Raw genomic sequence first — 15,521 nt, forward strand, 5'->3', positions numbered from 1 at the left:
AGGGCCTTGGGAGAGGGGGCCTGCTCCTGATGAGGCCATCAGCCGCGCCAGATAATTTACAGGCTCAACTGTCGGCTGGACGCCTTGATAAACTCCCGCTTCAAATCCTCAAACGTATGCACCGCCGGAAACTGCGGGAACTCGCGAATCACATTCTCCGGCGCATGGAACAGAATCCCCCGGTCTGCCTCACCCAGCATGGTGGTGTCGTTATAGGAATCCCCCGCCGCAATCACTCGGTAGTACAGCGTCTTGAACGCCAATACCGACTGGCGCTTGGGATCTTTCTGGCGCAGTTGGTAGCTGACCACCCGGTCGTTTTCATCCGTGATCAGGCGATGGCAAAGCAAGGTCGGAAAGCCCAGCTGACGCATCAGCGGCTGGGAGAATTCGTAGAAGGTGTCGGAGAGGATCACTACCTGAAAGCGCTCGCGCAGCCAGTTGACGAACTCGATGGCGCCGTCCAGTGGCTTGAGGGTGGCAATCACTTCCTGGATATCGGCAAGCTTGAGCCCGTGCTCATCGAGGATACGCAGGCGCTGCTGCATCAACACGTCGTAGTCGGGAATGTCACGGGTGGTGGCGCGCAGGGATTGGATACCGGTTTTTTCGGCGAAGGCGATCCAGATTTCCGGAACCAGTACCCCTTCCAGGTCGAGACAGGCAATTTCCACAGGACACTCCGTTCGTATTATTCAAGTTGAGCGAGCAAAAGGACTGGCGAACTCTAGCGACTCAAGCACGCCGCCGCAACGCAGGGTAGATTTTGATACCATCGCCCCCTATAGAGCGCTCAGCGCCACTGACCTGTAGGAACCGTCCTGATGAACCAAGCCTTCGACGTCGTTGAACTCGCCACGACCTATGCCAACAAGTCCGCTCAGGACATCCTCAAGCTGGCGTTCAGCCAGTTCGGTGACGACCTGTGGATTTCCTTCAGCGGCGCCGAGGATGTGGTGCTGGTGGACATGGCCTGGAAACTGAACAAGAACGTCAAGGTGTTCAGCCTCGACACCGGCCGCCTGCACCCGGAAACCTACCGGTTCATCGAACAGGTGCGTGAGTTCTACAAGATCGACATCGAACTGATCTCGCCGGACCAGAGCAAGCTGGAACCCTTCGTCAAAGAGAAGGGCCTGTTCAGCTTCTATAAGGACGGTCATGGCGAGTGCTGTGGCATACGCAAGATCGAACCGCTGCGCCGCAAGCTCGCAGGCGTGCGTGCCTGGGCCACCGGCCAGCGCCGCGACCAGAGCCCGGGCACCCGCAGCCAGGTGGCTGCGTTGGAAATCGATACGGCGTTTTCTACCCCTGAACGTACCTTGTACAAATTCAACCCGCTGGCGCAGATGACCAGCGAGGAGATCTGGGGTTATATCCGCATGCTGGAGCTGCCCTATAACAGCCTGCATGAACGCGGTTTTATCAGCATCGGCTGCGAGCCCTGCACCCGTCCTGTGCTGCCGAACCAGCATGAGCGCGAAGGCCGTTGGTGGTGGGAGGAAGCCACGCAGAAGGAATGCGGGCTGCATGCGGGGAATATCATCAGCAAGGCGAAGGCCTGACACACTTGACCTGTGGGAGGGGGCTTGCTCCCGATGGCGTAGTGTCAGGCACTGTATGGGGTGACTGACCCAGCGCTATCGGGGGCAAGCCCCCCACATTTGTTTTGTGTTCGCGACGAAAATGTACACATAGTTGTAACCATCGGTGCCATTTATGTGTGCAATCCAGTATGAATCGCACCAAAACGTAACACTTCTTTCCTCTCTATTTTTGCCCTCCTGAGTCTGCCCCCTTCCCCATAAAAATAAATAGCTGTTCGAACGGTCAATTTATATCGCTTTCAATTCAGCCAGTTATTTCAATAAGCGATAAAAACGAAATTAACCGTAGTTTTGATCGCTGCAAAACTGGCACGCATGTGGCTTAAGGTGAAATACGCTTTGTATACAATAAATACAAAACATACATACACTTTGTCATCTGCCGCTTTGCTGCGGATGCGCTGGAGCCTGCCGGAATGCGTACAAGCCTCTCGAATGACATCGCACTGGATCTGCCCTCCTCCGTCTTGAATCCCGAGGCGGCAAGCCCCGGCCCGCTGGTACTCAGCTCACGCCTGCACAACAAAGACCTCGCCCCGACCAAGATCGAAGGCCGTCGCTGGGGGCGCTACAGTATCTTTGCGCTGTGGACCAATGACGTGCACAACATCGCCAACTATTCATTTGCCATCGGCTTGTATGCATTGGGTCTGGGCGGCTGGCAGATCCTGTTGTCCCTGGGGATCGGTGCGGCACTGGTGTACTTTTTCATGAACTTGTCGGGGTACATGGGCCAGAAGACCGGCGTGCCGTTTCCCGTGATCAGCCGTATCAGCTTCGGTATTCATGGAGCACAGATTCCGGCGTTGATCCGCGCCGTGATTGCGATTGCCTGGTTCGGTATCCAGACCTACCTGGCTTCGGTGGTTTTCCGTGTGTTGTTGACGGCGGTTCATCCAGGGTTTGCCGACTATGATCACAACGCGATCCTCGGCCTGTCATCGCTCGGCTGGGCGTGTTTCGTGGCGATCTGGCTGGTGCAATTGGTGATCCTGGCCTATGGCATGGAAATGGTACGTCGCTATGAGGGGTTTGCCGGACCGGTGATTCTGCTCACCGTGGCCTCGCTGGCCGGCTGGATGTACTTCCAGGCAGGCGGCAACATTGCCTGGTCGATCCGCGAACCGCTGAGCGGCGGCGAGATGTGGCGCAATATCTTTGCCGGCGGTGCGCTGTGGTTGGCGATTTACGGCACGCTGATCCTTAACTTCTGCGACTTCGCCCGCTCCTCGCCTTGCCGCAGGACGATCCTGGTGGGTAATTTCTGGGGCCTGCCGGTGAATATCCTGATATTCGCCGCCATCACCGTGCTGCTGTGCGGCGGGCAGTTCCAGCTCAATGGCCGGGTGATCGAAAGCCCGACTGAAATCATCGCCGCCATTCCCAATACCTTCTTTCTGGTGCTCGGCTGCCTGGCCTTCCTGATCGTTACCGTGGCGGTGAATATCATGGCCAACTTCGTCGCACCGGCGTTTGTGCTGAGCAACCTGGCGCCCAAGTACCTGAACTTCCGCCGCGCGGGCCTGATCAGCGCCACCGTGGCGGTGCTGATCCTGCCGTGGAACCTCTATAACAGCCCGCTGGTGATCGTGTATTTCCTTTCCGGGCTGGGCGCACTGCTGGGGCCGTTGTATGGGGTGATCATGGTTGACTACTGGCTGATCCGCAAAAGCCAGGTGGATGTGCCGCAACTGTATAGCGAAGACGCACAGGGCGTTTATTACTACAGCCGGGGCGTGAATCTGCGCGCGGTGGCGGCGTTCGTTCCGGCAGCGGTGATCGCCATCCTGTTGGCATTGTTGCCGGGGTTTGCCAGCGTTTCGCCGTTCTCCTGGCTGTTTGGCGCCGGTATTGCAGGGTTGCTGTACCTGCTGATCGCCAAGCGCCAGCCGTTCTACGCCGATGTCAGCGGCGAAAGCATTGCAGTCGATAACGTCAGTCATTAAACAAGGAGCTTCCATGCGCATCCTCGTGGTCAACGTCAACACCACTGAATCCATCACACAAACCATCGCTCAGCAGGCGCGCAGCGTGGCCTCGCCGGGCACCGAGATCGTCGGGCTCACCCCCTACTTCGGCGCCGAGTCGGTGGAGGGCAACTTTGAAAGCTACCTGGCCGCCATCGCGGTAATGGATCGCGTAATGGCCTACGACCAGCCATTCGATGCGGTGATTCAGGCCGGCTACGGCGAGCATGGCCGCGAAGGCCTGCAGGAATTGCTCAACGTGCCGGTGGTGGATATCACCGAGGCCGCGGCCAGCATGGCGATGTTCCTGGGCCACGCCTATTCGGTGGTGACCACCCTGGACCGCACAGTGCCGTTGATCGAAGACCGGCTGAAACTCGCCGGCCTGTACCAGCGCTGCGCCTCAGTGCGCGCCAGCGGCATGGCGGTGCTGGAGCTGGAAGCAGACCCACTGGCCGCCATGCAAGCCATCGTGCGCCAGGCGGAACTGGCCATCCTTGAGGACAAGGCAGAAGTGATCTGCCTGGGATGCGGCGGCATGGCCGGGCTGGACGAGCAGATTCGCCAGCGCACCGGGGTGCCGGTGGTGGATGGGGTGACGGCGGCGGTGACCATCGCCGAGTCGCTGGTGCGGTTGGGTTTGTCGACGTCAAAGATCAGGACCTATGCAACGCCCAGGTCAAAGAAAGTCATCGGTTGGCCCGGCAAGTTCGGGCACTGAGGATCAACTGTGGGGGGGCTTGCTCCCGATTGCGGTGTATCAGCCAGCTTATCTATAGCTGACCCACCGCTATCGGGAGCAAGCCCCCTCCCACATTTTGTTCACTGCACGGCAGTTAGGTCGCACTGAATCGCTGCCCCAACCGTCGCTCGACAAACTGCTCGATCACAAAATCCACAAACGCCCGGGTCTTGCCCGGCAGCAGTTTGTGCTCGGCGTAGTAGATGGAGATATTGCCGTCGTCCACATACCAGTCCGGCAACACTCGCACCACCGCACCGCTGTCGAGGAACGGCACAGCCATCGGCATGCTGACCAACGCAATGCCCAGGCCCTGGGCGCTTGCGCAGCAGGCGGCTTCAGAATCGCTCATGGTCATCGCGGGTTTGAGCACCAGGGGACTGTGCTCGCGCTCGCGATGGGTCAGTTGCCATGAGCGCACCCGGCCGGTTTGCGGTGAGCGGATCAGGATGCCATGGCAGCGCGACAAATCCTCGGGCGTACGTACCGCAGAGCGTTGCGCCAGGTAAGCCGGCGCAGCCACCAGCACCCGGTGCGCCGGCGTCAGCTTGCGCGCCACCACGCCTTGGGGCAGTTCAAAGCCGCCGCCAATGGCGGCGTCAAAGCCCTGGCCGATCAAGTCGACCTGGCGGTTATCGAAATGCCAATCCGGGCTGATAGCCGGGAAGCGTCGCATGAACTCACCCAGCAACGGCACCACATACCGATTGCCAAATACGGTGCCCATGCTGACTTTCAGCGTGCCCACCGGCCGGCCTTCGGCGCTGGCCAGGTTGGCCACGGCGTTTTGAATCGTGGTGAGGCTGCCGCTGACTTCGCCGAGGAACAGCTTGCCGGCTTCGGTCAAGGTCAGGCGGCGGGTGCTGCGCTGAAACAGCCTGACGCCCAGGCGCGCTTCCAGCTTGGCCACGCTTTTGCCGACCGCTGCCGGCGTCAGGCTCAGGTGCCGCGCAGCCTCCGCGAAGCTACCGCCTTCGGCGCTGCGCACAAAGCATTCGATACTCCCAAAGCTTTCCATATCGCCTACTCTAAACTTTTGGTTTACACAGACTATAGCAATCATGCTCTACCGGTATCGGTGGGCGAGGTCGATACTCGGCTCATCAACTACTTGGAGATCGACATGACCCCATCTACCCTCACTGGCAAAGTCGCCTTGGTTCAAGGCGGTTCCCGCGGCATCGGCGCGGCCATCGTCAAGCGCCTCGCCGCCCAAGGCGCCGCCGTTGCCTTTACCTACATCAACTCGGCCGCCAAGGCTGAAGCCTTGCAGAACAGCGTGATCAGCGCAGGCGGCAAAGCCCTGGCGATTCAGGCCGACAGCGCCGATGCCACGGCGATTCGCAACGCAGTCAACGTCACAGTCGACACCTTCGGGCGCCTGGATATTTTGGTGAACAATGCAGGAGTGCTGGCCATCGCGCCGCTGGAAGCGTTCAAGCTGGAAGACTTCGATCAGACCCTGGCAATCAACGTGCGCAGCGTCTTTATCGCCACTCAGGAGGCTGCCAAGCACATGGGCGAAGGCGGCCGGGTGATCAATATCGGCAGCACCAACGCCGAGCGCATGCCGTTTGGCGGTGGTGGTCCGTACGCGATGAGCAAGGCGGCGTTGGTCGGTTTGACCAAAGGCCTGGCGCGCGACCTGGGGCCACGAGGTATCACCATCAATAACGTGCAGCCAGGCCCGGTGGATACCGATATGAACCCGGCAAACAGTGATTTTGCCGATAGCTTGATTGGGCTGATGGCGGTGGGTCGGTATGGGCATGTGGAGGAAATTGCCAGCTTCGTGGCGTACCTTGCCGGGCCGGAAGCCGGGTACATCACAGGCGCCAGCTTGACCATCGACGGTGGCTTCAGCGCCTGATATGTAGCAACACGGCACAACCCATGTGGGAGGGGGCTTGCCCCCGATTGAGGTGGGTCAGCTATTGATAAGTTGGCTGATACACCGCTATCGGGGGCAAGCCCCCTCCCACATTTTTCCGGGTTGAATCAAGTCATGGGCGGCAGGCCGTAGGCAGCCAGGTCGAAATCCGCAAGTTTGCGGATGATCTGGTCGGCATGCTGATACTTGTTGTCGGCCATGGCCTCATCGGGCACGGCGATGGCGGTCATGTGCGCCGCTTTCGCTGCCGTCACGCCGAACGGCGAGTCCTCGAACACCAGGCAATCCTCGGGCGCCACACCCAGGCGGCGCGCGGCAGTGAGAAAGATGTCCGGCGCAGGCTTGGCGGCACCGACTTCCGGGTCGTCGGCGGTCACGATGGTGTCGAACAGGCCAAACCAATCGCGGTGCAAGGTGGTCTTGTGGCCGAACGAGTTGCGCGACGAACTGGTGCCCACCGCAATCGGGATGTTATGCGCCTTCAAATGCCGCACCAACGCCTCGGCGCCGGGCATGCCCAGGGCTTTGGGGAAACGCTCGCTCATCAGCGGTTCGCGAATCTGCAGAAACTCAGCCGGCGTGATCGGCAAGTCCAGCGCCTTGACCACATAGTCCGCCAAGTCCTGGGCACCGCGCCCAATGATGTGCTGCTTGATGCTCCAGTCATAGGTGCGGCCATAGCGTTCGGCGATGATCTGCGTGACTTCGGTGTAGATGCCTTCGGTGTCCAGCAACAACCCGTCCATATCGAAAATCACAGCCTTGATCGGGACAGCGGTACGCGGTGCATTCATCACAACAGAACCCTGGAGGAAGGACTAAAAGGATTCAGCACAATAACGGCCCTGGTTGCTTGCAGGCAACCTTCCTGAAGCCTGGATCGGATATTCATACCAGGCAACAGTTTTATCAACCGGCGCGCGCGGCGCACGTCTAGGGTTTGTGTGTGGGAGCGACCAGTCTTTGATCAGGGCCCGAAAATACACCTTGCAAACCTTATAAAAGACTTATTAACCTCCAATGAATTCGATCCACTGGACTCGTAAATCCGTCAAACAGCTACTTCGGCTGCATACCTATCATCAGCAACAGGTACGCGATGCGGTGTCGGCGCTTGAGCGCATGCCCGACGCAGTCAATGTCAAGAAGCTGGTTAATTACCCTCACGGCTATCGGCTTCGGGTAGGTCATTACCGCGTAGTGTTCGACTGGGACGGGGACATTCATGTGGTCAGCATTCAAGAGGTCAAGAAACGTGACGAGCGAACCTACTGCCGTACAGATCATCCACAATACCGAGGGCAAGCCAGCCTTCGTGGTGATTCCCTATGAACACTATGTGGCCCAGCAAAACGACCCGAATCTTATTCCTCATGCTGTCGTCAGTCGCTTGGTGGATGGAGCTACGCCTATACGTGCCTGGCGCGAGCACCTGAACCTCACCCAGGAAGAAGTCGCCAAGCGACTGGGCATTTCACAATCTGCATTCGCCCAGCAAGAAGCGGTAAACAAACCGCGTCGGACCACGCGGGAAAAGATTGCCAAGGCATTTGGTATAAACGCCTGTCAACTTGAGCTATGACCTCGTGCTGCACGTGCCCTGATCCGACGTTATCGACAGCGTTGAGACAGCTGCACTGGTGAAGAATCAGGCTCCCTCTGCCCCTTCATAGACGCCGCCATGTCCGAAGCCTTCGACGTTCCCAGCCCCCACGAAAAACACCTCGAGCACACCACCGAACATGCCCACGGCCGCGGCGACACCTTTGCCAGCCGTATCGCGGTGATGACCGCGATCATGGCCACCGTTGGCGCCATGCTCAGCTACCAGGCCGGCTCCAGCGAAAGCGAGGCGGCGATGGACAAGAACAACGCCGCTATCATCAAGACCGAAGCCGCCAACCAATGGAATTACTATCAGGCCAAATCCAGCCGCCAGAATCTGGCAGAACTGGCCACGCACATTCCCGGCGTGGATGCCGCCCACTACAACGACGAAATCCAGCGCTATAAAAGCCAGAAGGAAGAGGTGCGCAAACAGGCCGAGAAGCTTGAAGCGACCTCCCTGGAATGGGACCGCAAATCCGAAGAAGCGCTGCACCAGCACCATCGTTGGGCCCAGGCGATGACGGCGATTCAGATCGCGATCTCACTGGCGGCGATCACCTTGCTCACGCGCAAGGAATGGCTCAAGCGCATGGCGTATTCGGCCGGCGGTGTGGCCGTGGTGCTGGGTAGCCTGGCATGGCTGCATCTCTGACCGAGCGCGGGCAAATGTGGGAGGCGGCCTGACTGTCGCCACATAAAATGAAACCTTGGCGCGCTGATTTCAATCCGCCCTCTGAGCGATTAAAGTATCGCGCCTCGAGAATTGAATCTCGATATTCAGCCCATGGAGTTACGCGTGAAGTACATCAGTAAAGTAGTTGCAGCAGCCGTTCTTGGTTTCACCCTGGCAGGTTGCACCGGCACCGCCATGAAAACCCAGCAATACGACGCCAGCCAATACACCGTGCTCGGCCACAGCGAAGCCAGCGCCACCGGCATTATGCTGCTGGGTATTATCCCGATCGGCCAGAACAGCCGCTTCGTCCGCGCCCAGGATGCAGCCATCAAGGCCAAAGGCGGCGACGCCATGATCAACACCCAAGTGCAGGAAAAATGGTTCTGGGCCTGGGTACTGAACGGCTACACCACCAAGATTTCCGGTGATGTAGTCAAGTTGAAAACCGCGCAATAAGTAAGTTGCCGGGCGCTGAGCCTGGCAAGCGACGTTTCATGGGCCTGACTTCAGGGGATGGCCCATGAACTTCAGTAGTATTGACGTAATCGCGGCTGTCCTATTACTTAACAGTACTGGCCTGCTAAGTTGCGTGCTTGATCAAGTTGAAAACGCGGATACACCGATAGTCTAAGGTTCACATTCTTCCGTTATCACACGCCCCCTTATGTGCCCTTCAATTGTCAGCTTCCACTCACGGTAACTGGCGGGCATGCATCGAAAGCAGGGGCGATAGCCTGCCAATCGTGCGGTCTGTTCATCGATAAAAAACACACGATCCTTCACATACCCGCCTTTGCTCAATGCCCGTAGTGCAGCCGGGCAGTCCAGGCGCCCGTAGATCTTGCTTCCTTTATGCCCGACAAACTGACCCGGCTTGGAACTGAGGGCGGGTTTGCCGTGGGAATCCATGACTTTCCATCGCCTCATTACGCACCCTCCCCCGTCCGGTGCAGTCATCCGACAACATGTGCAGCGTGCATGCTCTTCTCGCGCTCGATCAACTTGCGCTTACGCTCCACTCCCCAACGGTAGCCAGACAAAGATCCATCACTGCGCACCACGCGATGGCATGGAATCGCCACCGCGAGTTTATTGGCCCCGCATGCGTTAGCCACTGCACGGGTGGCATTGGGCATACCTATCCGCGCGGCGACCTGGGCGTATGTCTCGGTCGTTCCTGCAGGAATATCCCTCAGCGCCTGCCAAACCCGTTCCTGAAATACGGTGCCACGGATGTCCAATGGCAACGCAAAACCGGTGCCGGGCGATTCGACAAAGCCGACGACGGTGGCCACCAGCGCCTCGAACTCGGCGTCGCCGCCAATCAGGTTGGCGTTGGGGAACTGGTCCTGAAAGCTCTCCACCAGCACATTAGGGTCATCGCCCAATAAAATTGCGCAAATGCCGCGCGCGCTTCGGGCCACCAGGATCGAGCCCAGCGCGCTTTCGCCCAGTGCGAATTTGATATCCACATTGGCCCCCCTGCGCGGTACTCGGTGGGTTTCATGCCGAGGATATTTTGCGACGCCTCATAGAATCGGCTGTTGGAGTTATAGCCCGCCTCATAAAGAGCGTCGGTGATGGTGCCACTGAGCGAAAGCTGGTCTCTGACGCGCGAACGCAACGAAGCGACGCTGTAGGCTTTAGGCGTGAGGCCCGTAAGTTTCTTGAAGACTCGATGGAAGTGGAAGCTGCTCATGCCCACCTGTTCGGCCAGATCACCCAGGTTGGGAACCACGTCCGATGCATCGATAAGCCGGCAGGCTTCGGCAACAGCCGCCGCATGCTTCTGGGCGACGGCCGCCGGGTTGCTGCTGTCGCGCTTGGAGGGGCGAAACCCGGCCCTTTCGGCTTCAGCTGCGGTGTCGAAAAACACGATATTTTCTGGCCGAGGCAGCTTGGTCGGACTGAAGGGTTTGCAGTAAACCCCAGTGGTCAGCACGCCGTAGACGAAATCGAGCTCTGCATCAGCCTGGCGGTTGACGAGAATATTCCAGCGCGGATCGTCCTCGGCCCTCAGCACGGGCTGGGTGGTTTGGTCTTTAACGCATTCCATGGCAATGCCCCCATCTTCGCAATTTGCACAAGCCTATCGCTATTGAACCGCGTTAAAACTCCGAGTCTTGCTTTCAAATTCGAACGCTTGGCCGCCCCATCACTGCGCGTCATGGAATATTACCCCAAGGGTAAACCGGTGCCCCGCTCTGACCTCGCTCACGCCGTGGCGCGTAAATACGGAGTAGAAGCCTCTCACCCCCTTCACGGGCCTGCGGTTGACGGCAAAAATCACTGCATCGCCCTTGCGCAACGGCACTACGTTGACCCTGGACTGCATCCGTGGCCGCTGTTCGGTAAGCACGAATTCGCCGCCGCTAAAGTCGTCATTGGGCTCAGACAGGAGGATAGCCATCTGCACGGGAAACAGAATGTCTCCATATAGGTCGCGGTGCAGGCAATTGTAGTCTCCTGCACCGTAGCGCAGCAGCAGTGGGGTGGGGCGCTCTTGCCGGGCGTCGTGGCACTGGCTTAGAAAGTCTTCGTGGCGTTCGGGATAGGGAGGTTCGAGGCCAAGTTTAGTGTTCCAATAGTTGGCCAGTGGGACCATCTGCGGGTAAACACAGGATCTCAATGTGGCGATAATCGGCGGCAGCGGGTAGGCAAAATATTTATATTGGCCTGAACCGAAGCCGTGCCTGCTCATATTGATACACGACCTGAAGATGTCCGGCTCGTAGTAACTATCGATAAGACGCTGGCAGACGTCTGGGTCGAGCAGGTTCTCGATGACGGTAAAGCCGCTGGCGTTTACGCGATGTAGATGCTCACTCCAGTTTTCGCAAGCGAGCCTTGTTTCCAATGCCCTATCGACCATTGCCATTCCCTTGTGGATTGCATGATTGTCAACATACCGCAGGCAATCCACGGGAGCCTCCGGTTTGTTGCTATCAAATTAATCCAGTGAACCGGCATGGGTTTCTAGGAGGCTTCAACGTTTGAGAGAATGGAGCCAGCTATGTCAATGAGCAACGCTCTCGCAACATGGACAGTCGATTAAAGTATCAGCGTGCACTCAAGCTCTCGCCCCAATGTCTCATGTTTCCAAGACGTCCTCTGACTGGTGTTCTACCCGATTGCGCCCTCTTTTCTTCGCGCCATAAAGAAAACCATCAGCCTTTGCTAGCAAATCAGTCGCTGTATTCACACCACGCTGATGGTTGGAACTTACACCTGCGCTGATGGTGACAAAGCCAACCGGACTCCCCTGATGTGCAATTTTTTCGGCCTCTATAGCTGAACGCACTTCTTCAGCAATCTTGACTGCTCCTGAAAGCTCTGTTTCTGGAAGCAGTATTACAAACTCTTCCCCACCATATCGCGCAGCGAGGTCGGCTGGACGGTTTATGTTTGTACCTATTAGTTCTGCAATTCGCCGCAGGCATTCGTCACCGACAACGTGACCATAATAGTCGTTGTACTGCTTGAACCAATCAATATCGATAAGTATGAGCGCTACGCTATTCCCAGTGCGACATGCTCTTGACCATTCTTTTTCGAGTGTAGAGTCGAAGCACCTACGGTTAGGTAAACCGGTAAGGCTATCAGTCTTAGCAATATGTTCTAAATCGCAATGCGCAAGACGCAGTTCTTCCTCTGCCACCAACACGCGTTGAATTTGCCGGTAAAAAAGGAACCCCAGGCTAGTCAGCACAAAAATTATAAGCACCACCATAACCGATGCTTGATAGACGTACGTCCACCAGGTGGCGAATACTGAATCTAACGATAAACCGGCTGCAGTGACCAGGGGTAGGCCTTGTATACGGCTGTAGGCATAGACTCGCTCAACCCCGTCCACGACAGAGGTGAGGGTCGCTGTGCCCTCGTCGTTGTGTATCAAATACCGACTAAACAGGTCTCCCTTTGAGATATTAGTTGTCATTAACGCGTCAATCATTGGTCGGCGCGCAAGCAAGTCGCCATTACTGAGTGCGAGAAGTATTACTCCCCGTTTGTCGACATCCAACCGGTTAAAAAAACTCTGGAAATATGCAACTGGCAACGTTGCCAAAACGACGCCGCTGAAGCTGCCATCACTGTGCTCGGTGCGCCGGCTTACAGGAATGATCATATCGCCCGTGGTTCGGCTCAAAATCACCTCGCCTATACGGACGGCCGTGCCAGGATGATTCTTGTGGTAGATAAAATAAGATCGATCACTATTGTTCTTGGCGACCGGCTTTGAAGAAAAGGAATTCGCTACCCAGTCCCCATGTTCGTCGTATATGAACAACCCTTGAATTCCGTCGGTTGCTTGAACATTGCTGGCCATCACTTTGGATAAGCGGGCCATGTGTTCGGCGTCAAGCCCGTCGTTTTCAAACCGCTCAACAAGGTTATCGAGTATGTTTTCAGCCTGACGTATGGTGTCTTGAGCTTGCTGCTCGGAAGCGCGAACAATGTTATGCGCAGCAATCTTCGCATTTGCCAGTCGTTCGTCCGCCGATTGTTTTAACTGCCAAGCAATTGCGGTCACTAGCATGACACAGGCCAGGAAAATAAACGCTATCAAGCCCACAGAGAGGGCTTTAGGTGTTAATCGACCGGACACGAGCGTTATCGTTTTCATTGAGCTCATCTTAGCTTGGAGTGCTGAATCTTCCTGTGAATTTTCCATAACTCATAAATCTAGGTGGAGTCTACCCACAGCAATCAGATCCCGAGTCCATGGACTCGACAAGCGTCGGCCCTATCAGCGCCGCCGACCAGATTAGACTTCACTCCTCGTAGCAGGCCAACCAGCCACCATTTACGCACCCAAAAAGCGCACCAGTCCCATGGCGGTCCCATAGGCCCATTTTTCGGGTGCCAAAAATCACAAACCCCCGACTTTCTCTAGGAAAATCAGGGGTTTGCGATTTAAGAATGTGGCGGTGAAGGAGAGATTCGAACTCTCGATACAATTTCTTGTATACACACTTTCCAGGCGTGCTCCTTAAGCCACTCGGACACTTCACCGTATCTCGTCAAACCAGTTCAGTCTGTCGAGGCGCGCTAATGTAGTCGAAAGCCTTTCTGATGGCAAAGGTTTTTTTCAGAATTTTCATGCGGTTAGACGGGTATGCCGGAACACGGCCTGTGCGCGGTGGTGATTGTGCCAATCTCGGGCATGGCTCGGGATGGTCTACGCTGGCTGTGGTGCCCTGCCCCAGGCGCTCTGCTGCCGGGCGTTAAGCGAAAGCCTGACTGGGCAGTCAGTCACGGCGCTTTACCCGCGCGGGCGTGGTGGGTAACGTCTGCTGCATCTTCTATAACAAGTCCTACAAGGAACCGCGTCATGAGTGAGTTGATTGCCTACCACCTCGAAGACGGTATCGCGACCCTGACCCTGAGCAACGGCAAGGTAAATGCCATTTCTCCCGCCGTGGTCAGTGCGTTCAATGCGGCGCTGGACCAGGCGGAGAAGGATCGGGCGGTGGTGGTGATCACGGGCACGCCGGGGATTCTGTCGGGGGGTTATGATTTGAAGGTGATGACGGCCGGCCCTAAAGAGGCCATAGGCCTGGTCACGTCGGGCTCGACGCTGGCGCGTCGGCTGTTGGCGCATCCGTTCCCGGTGATTGTGGCGTGCCCTGGGCATGCGGTGGCCAAGGGTGCGTTCCTGCTGCTGTCGGCGGATTACCGGATTGGTGTGGAAGGCCCGTTCAGCATTGGCCTGAATGAAGTGGCGATTGGCATGACCATGCACCACGCCGGTATCGAGCTGGCGCGGGATCGTCTGCGCAAGTCGGCATTTCATCGATCGGTGATCAACGCCGAGATGTTTGACCCGCAAGGCGCTCTGCAAGCGGGCTTCCTCGACAAGGTGGTAGCGCCGGAAGAATTGCACGCGGCGGCACTGGAAGCGGCGCGGCAGTTGAAGAAGATCAATATGAATGCGCACAAACACACCAAGTTGAAAGTGCGCAAGGCACTGCTGGATGCGTTGGATGATGCAATCATCCAGGACCAAGGCCATAACCTGATTTAACGTCCCACACTTGCTGTACCGAAGCCCGACCTTGAGTCGGGCTTTTTCTTACAATCCAAACCGAAATAACCCGGGCCGCTCTAGACAAGCGTTATCGGCGCACGTTGAAACATACGCTTAAACATCGCCTATCTCCTACCTCTGCTGGGGCAATTGCCGAATACAGTGCACATCCGTACACTGCGCCACCTTTTGTCTCGGTGAGCCCCGTCGATGCTTTTTCTGTTACGTATGTTGTTGATGGGCCTGCACTTTATAGTCGCCGGTGTACTGGGCGTGCTGTTGGGGATCTGCCGGCCGTTCAATCCGGACAACAGCCGTCTGTGCGCACGCCTTTACGCGCTGCCAGCGATGTGGATCCTGCGCCTGAACGTGAAAGCCGATGTCGACTCCCTGCGTAACAAGCCCGGCACTTGCGTGGTGATCGCCAACCACCAGTCCAACTACGATCTGTTTGTGCTCGGTACCGTGGTGCCCCACCGCACGGTATGCATCGCCAAGAAGAGCCTGAAATGGGTGCCGTTGTTCGGCCAGTTGTTCTGGCTGGCCGGCAATGTGTTGATCGACCGCGGCAATGCGCACAAGGCGCGCCGGGCCATGCTCACCGTTACCCGCACCTTGCAACACGAAGACACGTCTATCTGGGTGTTTCCAGAAGGCACGCGCAACCTGGGCAAAGGTTTGTTGCCGTTCAAAAAAGGCGCGTTCCATATGGCGATTGCGGCCGGTGTGCCGATCGTGCAGGTGTGTGTCAGTCATTACGTCACGCATATGCGACTTAATCGCTGGAACAGTGGGGATGTACTCATACGCTCGTTGGCGCCGATTCCTACTGCGGGCATGACTGCGGATGACGTTCCGGCGTTGATGCAAGCGTGTCAGGCGCAGATGGATGAGTGCATTGCGCAGATGGATCGCGAGCTGCAAAGCGCTTGAACGCCTGCGGCGTGGTCTGAGGAGCGCGCAGGGCGACGCGGAGCGTCACGGGGGGCATTACCACGC

Annotated in this window: 15 protein-coding genes, 1 tRNA gene and 2 pseudogenes; 10 read left to right on the forward strand and 8 right to left on the reverse strand. The window is 57.3% G+C overall.

Annotated elements, in window-relative coordinates; all coding sequences use genetic code 11:
• Nucleotides 1-56 precede the first annotated feature (56 nt).
• Nucleotides 57-674 (reverse strand): bifunctional phosphoserine phosphatase/homoserine phosphotransferase ThrH, encoded by a 618-nt coding sequence (thrH, locus tag C4J88_RS19865; RefSeq protein ID WP_124363954.1) that lies wholly within the window; start codon nucleotides 672-674, stop codon nucleotides 57-59.
• Nucleotides 675-824: 150 nt separating this feature from the next.
• Between thrH and C4J88_RS19870 the strand changes: the two genes are divergently transcribed.
• From C4J88_RS19870 to C4J88_RS19880, 3 genes are all read left to right on the forward strand, one after another.
• Nucleotides 825-1,565, forward strand: coding sequence for a phosphoadenylyl-sulfate reductase (locus C4J88_RS19870; protein ID WP_124407922.1), 741 nt, complete (start codon nucleotides 825-827; stop codon nucleotides 1,563-1,565).
• Nucleotides 1,566-2,023: 458 nt separating this feature from the next.
• Entirely contained in the window at nucleotides 2,024-3,553 is a 1,530-nt protein-coding gene (locus C4J88_RS19875) for an NCS1 family nucleobase:cation symporter-1 (RefSeq protein WP_124407923.1), read from the forward strand.
• 13 nt (nucleotides 3,554-3,566) lie between these two features.
• Nucleotides 3,567-4,295: an aspartate/glutamate racemase family protein gene (locus tag C4J88_RS19880; RefSeq protein ID WP_124367977.1), complete on the forward strand. Its 729-nt coding sequence runs from the start codon at nucleotides 3,567-3,569 to the stop codon at nucleotides 4,293-4,295.
• A gap of 115 nt (nucleotides 4,296-4,410) precedes the next feature.
• Here C4J88_RS19880 and C4J88_RS19885 read toward each other — a convergent pair whose 3' ends face one another.
• Nucleotides 4,411-5,334 (reverse strand): LysR family transcriptional regulator, encoded by a 924-nt coding sequence (locus tag C4J88_RS19885; RefSeq protein WP_124407924.1) that lies wholly within the window; start codon nucleotides 5,332-5,334, stop codon nucleotides 4,411-4,413.
• Between the two features lie 105 nt (nucleotides 5,335-5,439).
• Between C4J88_RS19885 and C4J88_RS19890 the strand changes: the two genes are divergently transcribed.
• Complete coding sequence (locus C4J88_RS19890) at nucleotides 5,440-6,186, forward strand: 3-oxoacyl-ACP reductase family protein (RefSeq protein ID WP_124367979.1); 747 nt, start codon at nucleotides 5,440-5,442, stop codon at nucleotides 6,184-6,186.
• A gap of 128 nt (nucleotides 6,187-6,314) precedes the next feature.
• Here the strand turns inward: C4J88_RS19890 and C4J88_RS19895 are convergent, their stop codons facing one another.
• The gene (locus tag C4J88_RS19895; RefSeq protein WP_124407925.1) at nucleotides 6,315-7,001 is read right to left on the reverse strand and encodes an HAD-IA family hydrolase; all 687 of its coding nucleotides are present in this window, start codon (nucleotides 6,999-7,001) and stop codon (nucleotides 6,315-6,317) included.
• 226 nt (nucleotides 7,002-7,227) lie between these two features.
• On the opposite strand from C4J88_RS19895, the pseudogene C4J88_RS19900 reads away from it, so the two are divergent.
• The 4 genes and pseudogenes from C4J88_RS19900 to C4J88_RS19915 all read left to right on the forward strand — a co-directional run.
• A pseudogene (locus tag C4J88_RS19900) lies at nucleotides 7,228-7,479 on the forward strand (type II toxin-antitoxin system RelE/ParE family toxin); the annotation flags it as partial.
• Nucleotides 7,433-7,789, forward strand: coding sequence for a helix-turn-helix domain-containing protein (locus tag C4J88_RS19905; RefSeq protein WP_164485268.1), 357 nt, complete (start codon nucleotides 7,433-7,435; stop codon nucleotides 7,787-7,789). The pseudogene C4J88_RS19900 and the gene C4J88_RS19905, both read left to right, overlap by 47 nt.
• A gap of 99 nt (nucleotides 7,790-7,888) precedes the next feature.
• Nucleotides 7,889-8,467: a DUF4337 domain-containing protein gene (locus C4J88_RS19910; protein ID WP_124367982.1), complete on the forward strand. Its 579-nt coding sequence runs from the start codon at nucleotides 7,889-7,891 to the stop codon at nucleotides 8,465-8,467.
• A 144-nt stretch (nucleotides 8,468-8,611) separates the two neighbouring features.
• Entirely contained in the window at nucleotides 8,612-8,947 is a 336-nt protein-coding gene (locus C4J88_RS19915; RefSeq protein ID WP_124367983.1) for a hypothetical protein, read from the forward strand.
• 171 nt (nucleotides 8,948-9,118) lie between these two features.
• Here the strand turns inward: C4J88_RS19915 and C4J88_RS19920 are convergent, their stop codons facing one another.
• The 5 genes and pseudogenes from C4J88_RS19920 to C4J88_RS19940 all read right to left on the reverse strand — a co-directional run bounded on the left by C4J88_RS19920 (nucleotide 9,119) and on the right by C4J88_RS19940 (nucleotide 13,507).
• On the reverse strand, nucleotides 9,119-9,448 hold the full coding sequence (locus tag C4J88_RS19920; protein WP_305955141.1) for an Ada metal-binding domain-containing protein: 330 nt from the start codon (nucleotides 9,446-9,448) through the stop codon (nucleotides 9,119-9,121).
• Nucleotides 9,445-10,547, reverse strand: a pseudogene (ada, locus tag C4J88_RS19925) (bifunctional DNA-binding transcriptional regulator/O6-methylguanine-DNA methyltransferase Ada). The gene C4J88_RS19920 and the pseudogene ada overlap by 4 nt, the downstream one beginning before the upstream one ends.
• Before the next feature lie 99 nt (nucleotides 10,548-10,646).
• On the reverse strand, nucleotides 10,647-11,363 hold the full coding sequence (locus C4J88_RS19930) for a 2OG-Fe(II) oxygenase (protein WP_124408660.1): 717 nt from the start codon (nucleotides 11,361-11,363) through the stop codon (nucleotides 10,647-10,649).
• A gap of 219 nt (nucleotides 11,364-11,582) precedes the next feature.
• Nucleotides 11,583-13,166, reverse strand: a complete 1,584-nt coding sequence (locus C4J88_RS19935) for a GGDEF domain-containing protein (RefSeq protein ID WP_164485269.1) — start codon at nucleotides 13,164-13,166, stop codon at nucleotides 11,583-11,585.
• 251 nt (nucleotides 13,167-13,417) lie between these two features.
• Nucleotides 13,418-13,507, reverse strand: a tRNA-Ser gene (locus C4J88_RS19940).
• Nucleotides 13,508-13,826: 319 nt separating this feature from the next.
• On the opposite strand from C4J88_RS19940, the gene C4J88_RS19945 reads away from it, so the two are divergent.
• Together C4J88_RS19945 and C4J88_RS19950 are read left to right on the forward strand one after the other, a co-directional pair.
• Nucleotides 13,827-14,519 carry a crotonase/enoyl-CoA hydratase family protein gene (locus C4J88_RS19945; protein ID WP_124367986.1) on the forward strand — a complete coding sequence of 231 codons (693 nt, stop codon included), beginning with the start codon at nucleotides 13,827-13,829 and terminating at the stop codon, nucleotides 14,517-14,519.
• Between the two features lie 213 nt (nucleotides 14,520-14,732).
• Nucleotides 14,733-15,455, forward strand: coding sequence for a 1-acyl-sn-glycerol-3-phosphate acyltransferase (locus C4J88_RS19950; RefSeq protein ID WP_124407927.1), 723 nt, complete (start codon nucleotides 14,733-14,735; stop codon nucleotides 15,453-15,455).
• Nucleotides 15,456-15,521 lie beyond the last annotated feature (66 nt).

The organism is Pseudomonas sp. R4-39-08 (genome assembly GCF_003852275.1).
Classification (GTDB): domain Bacteria; phylum Pseudomonadota; class Gammaproteobacteria; order Pseudomonadales; family Pseudomonadaceae; genus Aquipseudomonas.

Excerpts from the sequence above, each read along its gene's own strand:
- C4J88_RS19950 (WP_124407927.1), top strand. The coding sequence starts at position 14,733 with ATGCTTTTTCTGTTACGTATGTTGTTGATGGGCCTGCACTTTATAGTC.
- C4J88_RS19935 (WP_164485269.1), bottom strand. The coding sequence starts at position 13,166 with ATGGAAAATTCACAGGAAGATTCAGCACTCCAAGCTAAGATGAGCTCA.
- C4J88_RS19890 (WP_124367979.1), top strand. The coding sequence starts at position 5,440 with ATGACCCCATCTACCCTCACTGGCAAAGTCGCCTTGGTTCAAGGCGGT.
- C4J88_RS19905 (WP_164485268.1), top strand. The coding sequence starts at position 7,433 with ATGTGGTCAGCATTCAAGAGGTCAAGAAACGTGACGAGCGAACCTACT.
- C4J88_RS19885 (WP_124407924.1), bottom strand. The coding sequence starts at position 5,334 with ATGGAAAGCTTTGGGAGTATCGAATGCTTTGTGCGCAGCGCCGAAGGC.
- C4J88_RS19870 (WP_124407922.1), top strand. The coding sequence starts at position 825 with ATGAACCAAGCCTTCGACGTCGTTGAACTCGCCACGACCTATGCCAAC.
- C4J88_RS19880 (WP_124367977.1), top strand. The coding sequence starts at position 3,567 with ATGCGCATCCTCGTGGTCAACGTCAACACCACTGAATCCATCACACAA.
- C4J88_RS19945 (WP_124367986.1), top strand. The coding sequence starts at position 13,827 with ATGAGTGAGTTGATTGCCTACCACCTCGAAGACGGTATCGCGACCCTG.
- C4J88_RS19895 (WP_124407925.1), bottom strand. The coding sequence starts at position 7,001 with ATGAATGCACCGCGTACCGCTGTCCCGATCAAGGCTGTGATTTTCGAT.
- C4J88_RS19875 (WP_124407923.1), top strand. The coding sequence starts at position 2,024 with ATGCGTACAAGCCTCTCGAATGACATCGCACTGGATCTGCCCTCCTCC.
- C4J88_RS19930 (WP_124408660.1), bottom strand. The coding sequence starts at position 11,363 with ATGGTCGATAGGGCATTGGAAACAAGGCTCGCTTGCGAAAACTGGAGT.
- C4J88_RS19920 (WP_305955141.1), bottom strand. The coding sequence starts at position 9,448 with ATGACTGCACCGGACGGGGGAGGGTGCGTAATGAGGCGATGGAAAGTC.
- C4J88_RS19910 (WP_124367982.1), top strand. The coding sequence starts at position 7,889 with ATGTCCGAAGCCTTCGACGTTCCCAGCCCCCACGAAAAACACCTCGAG.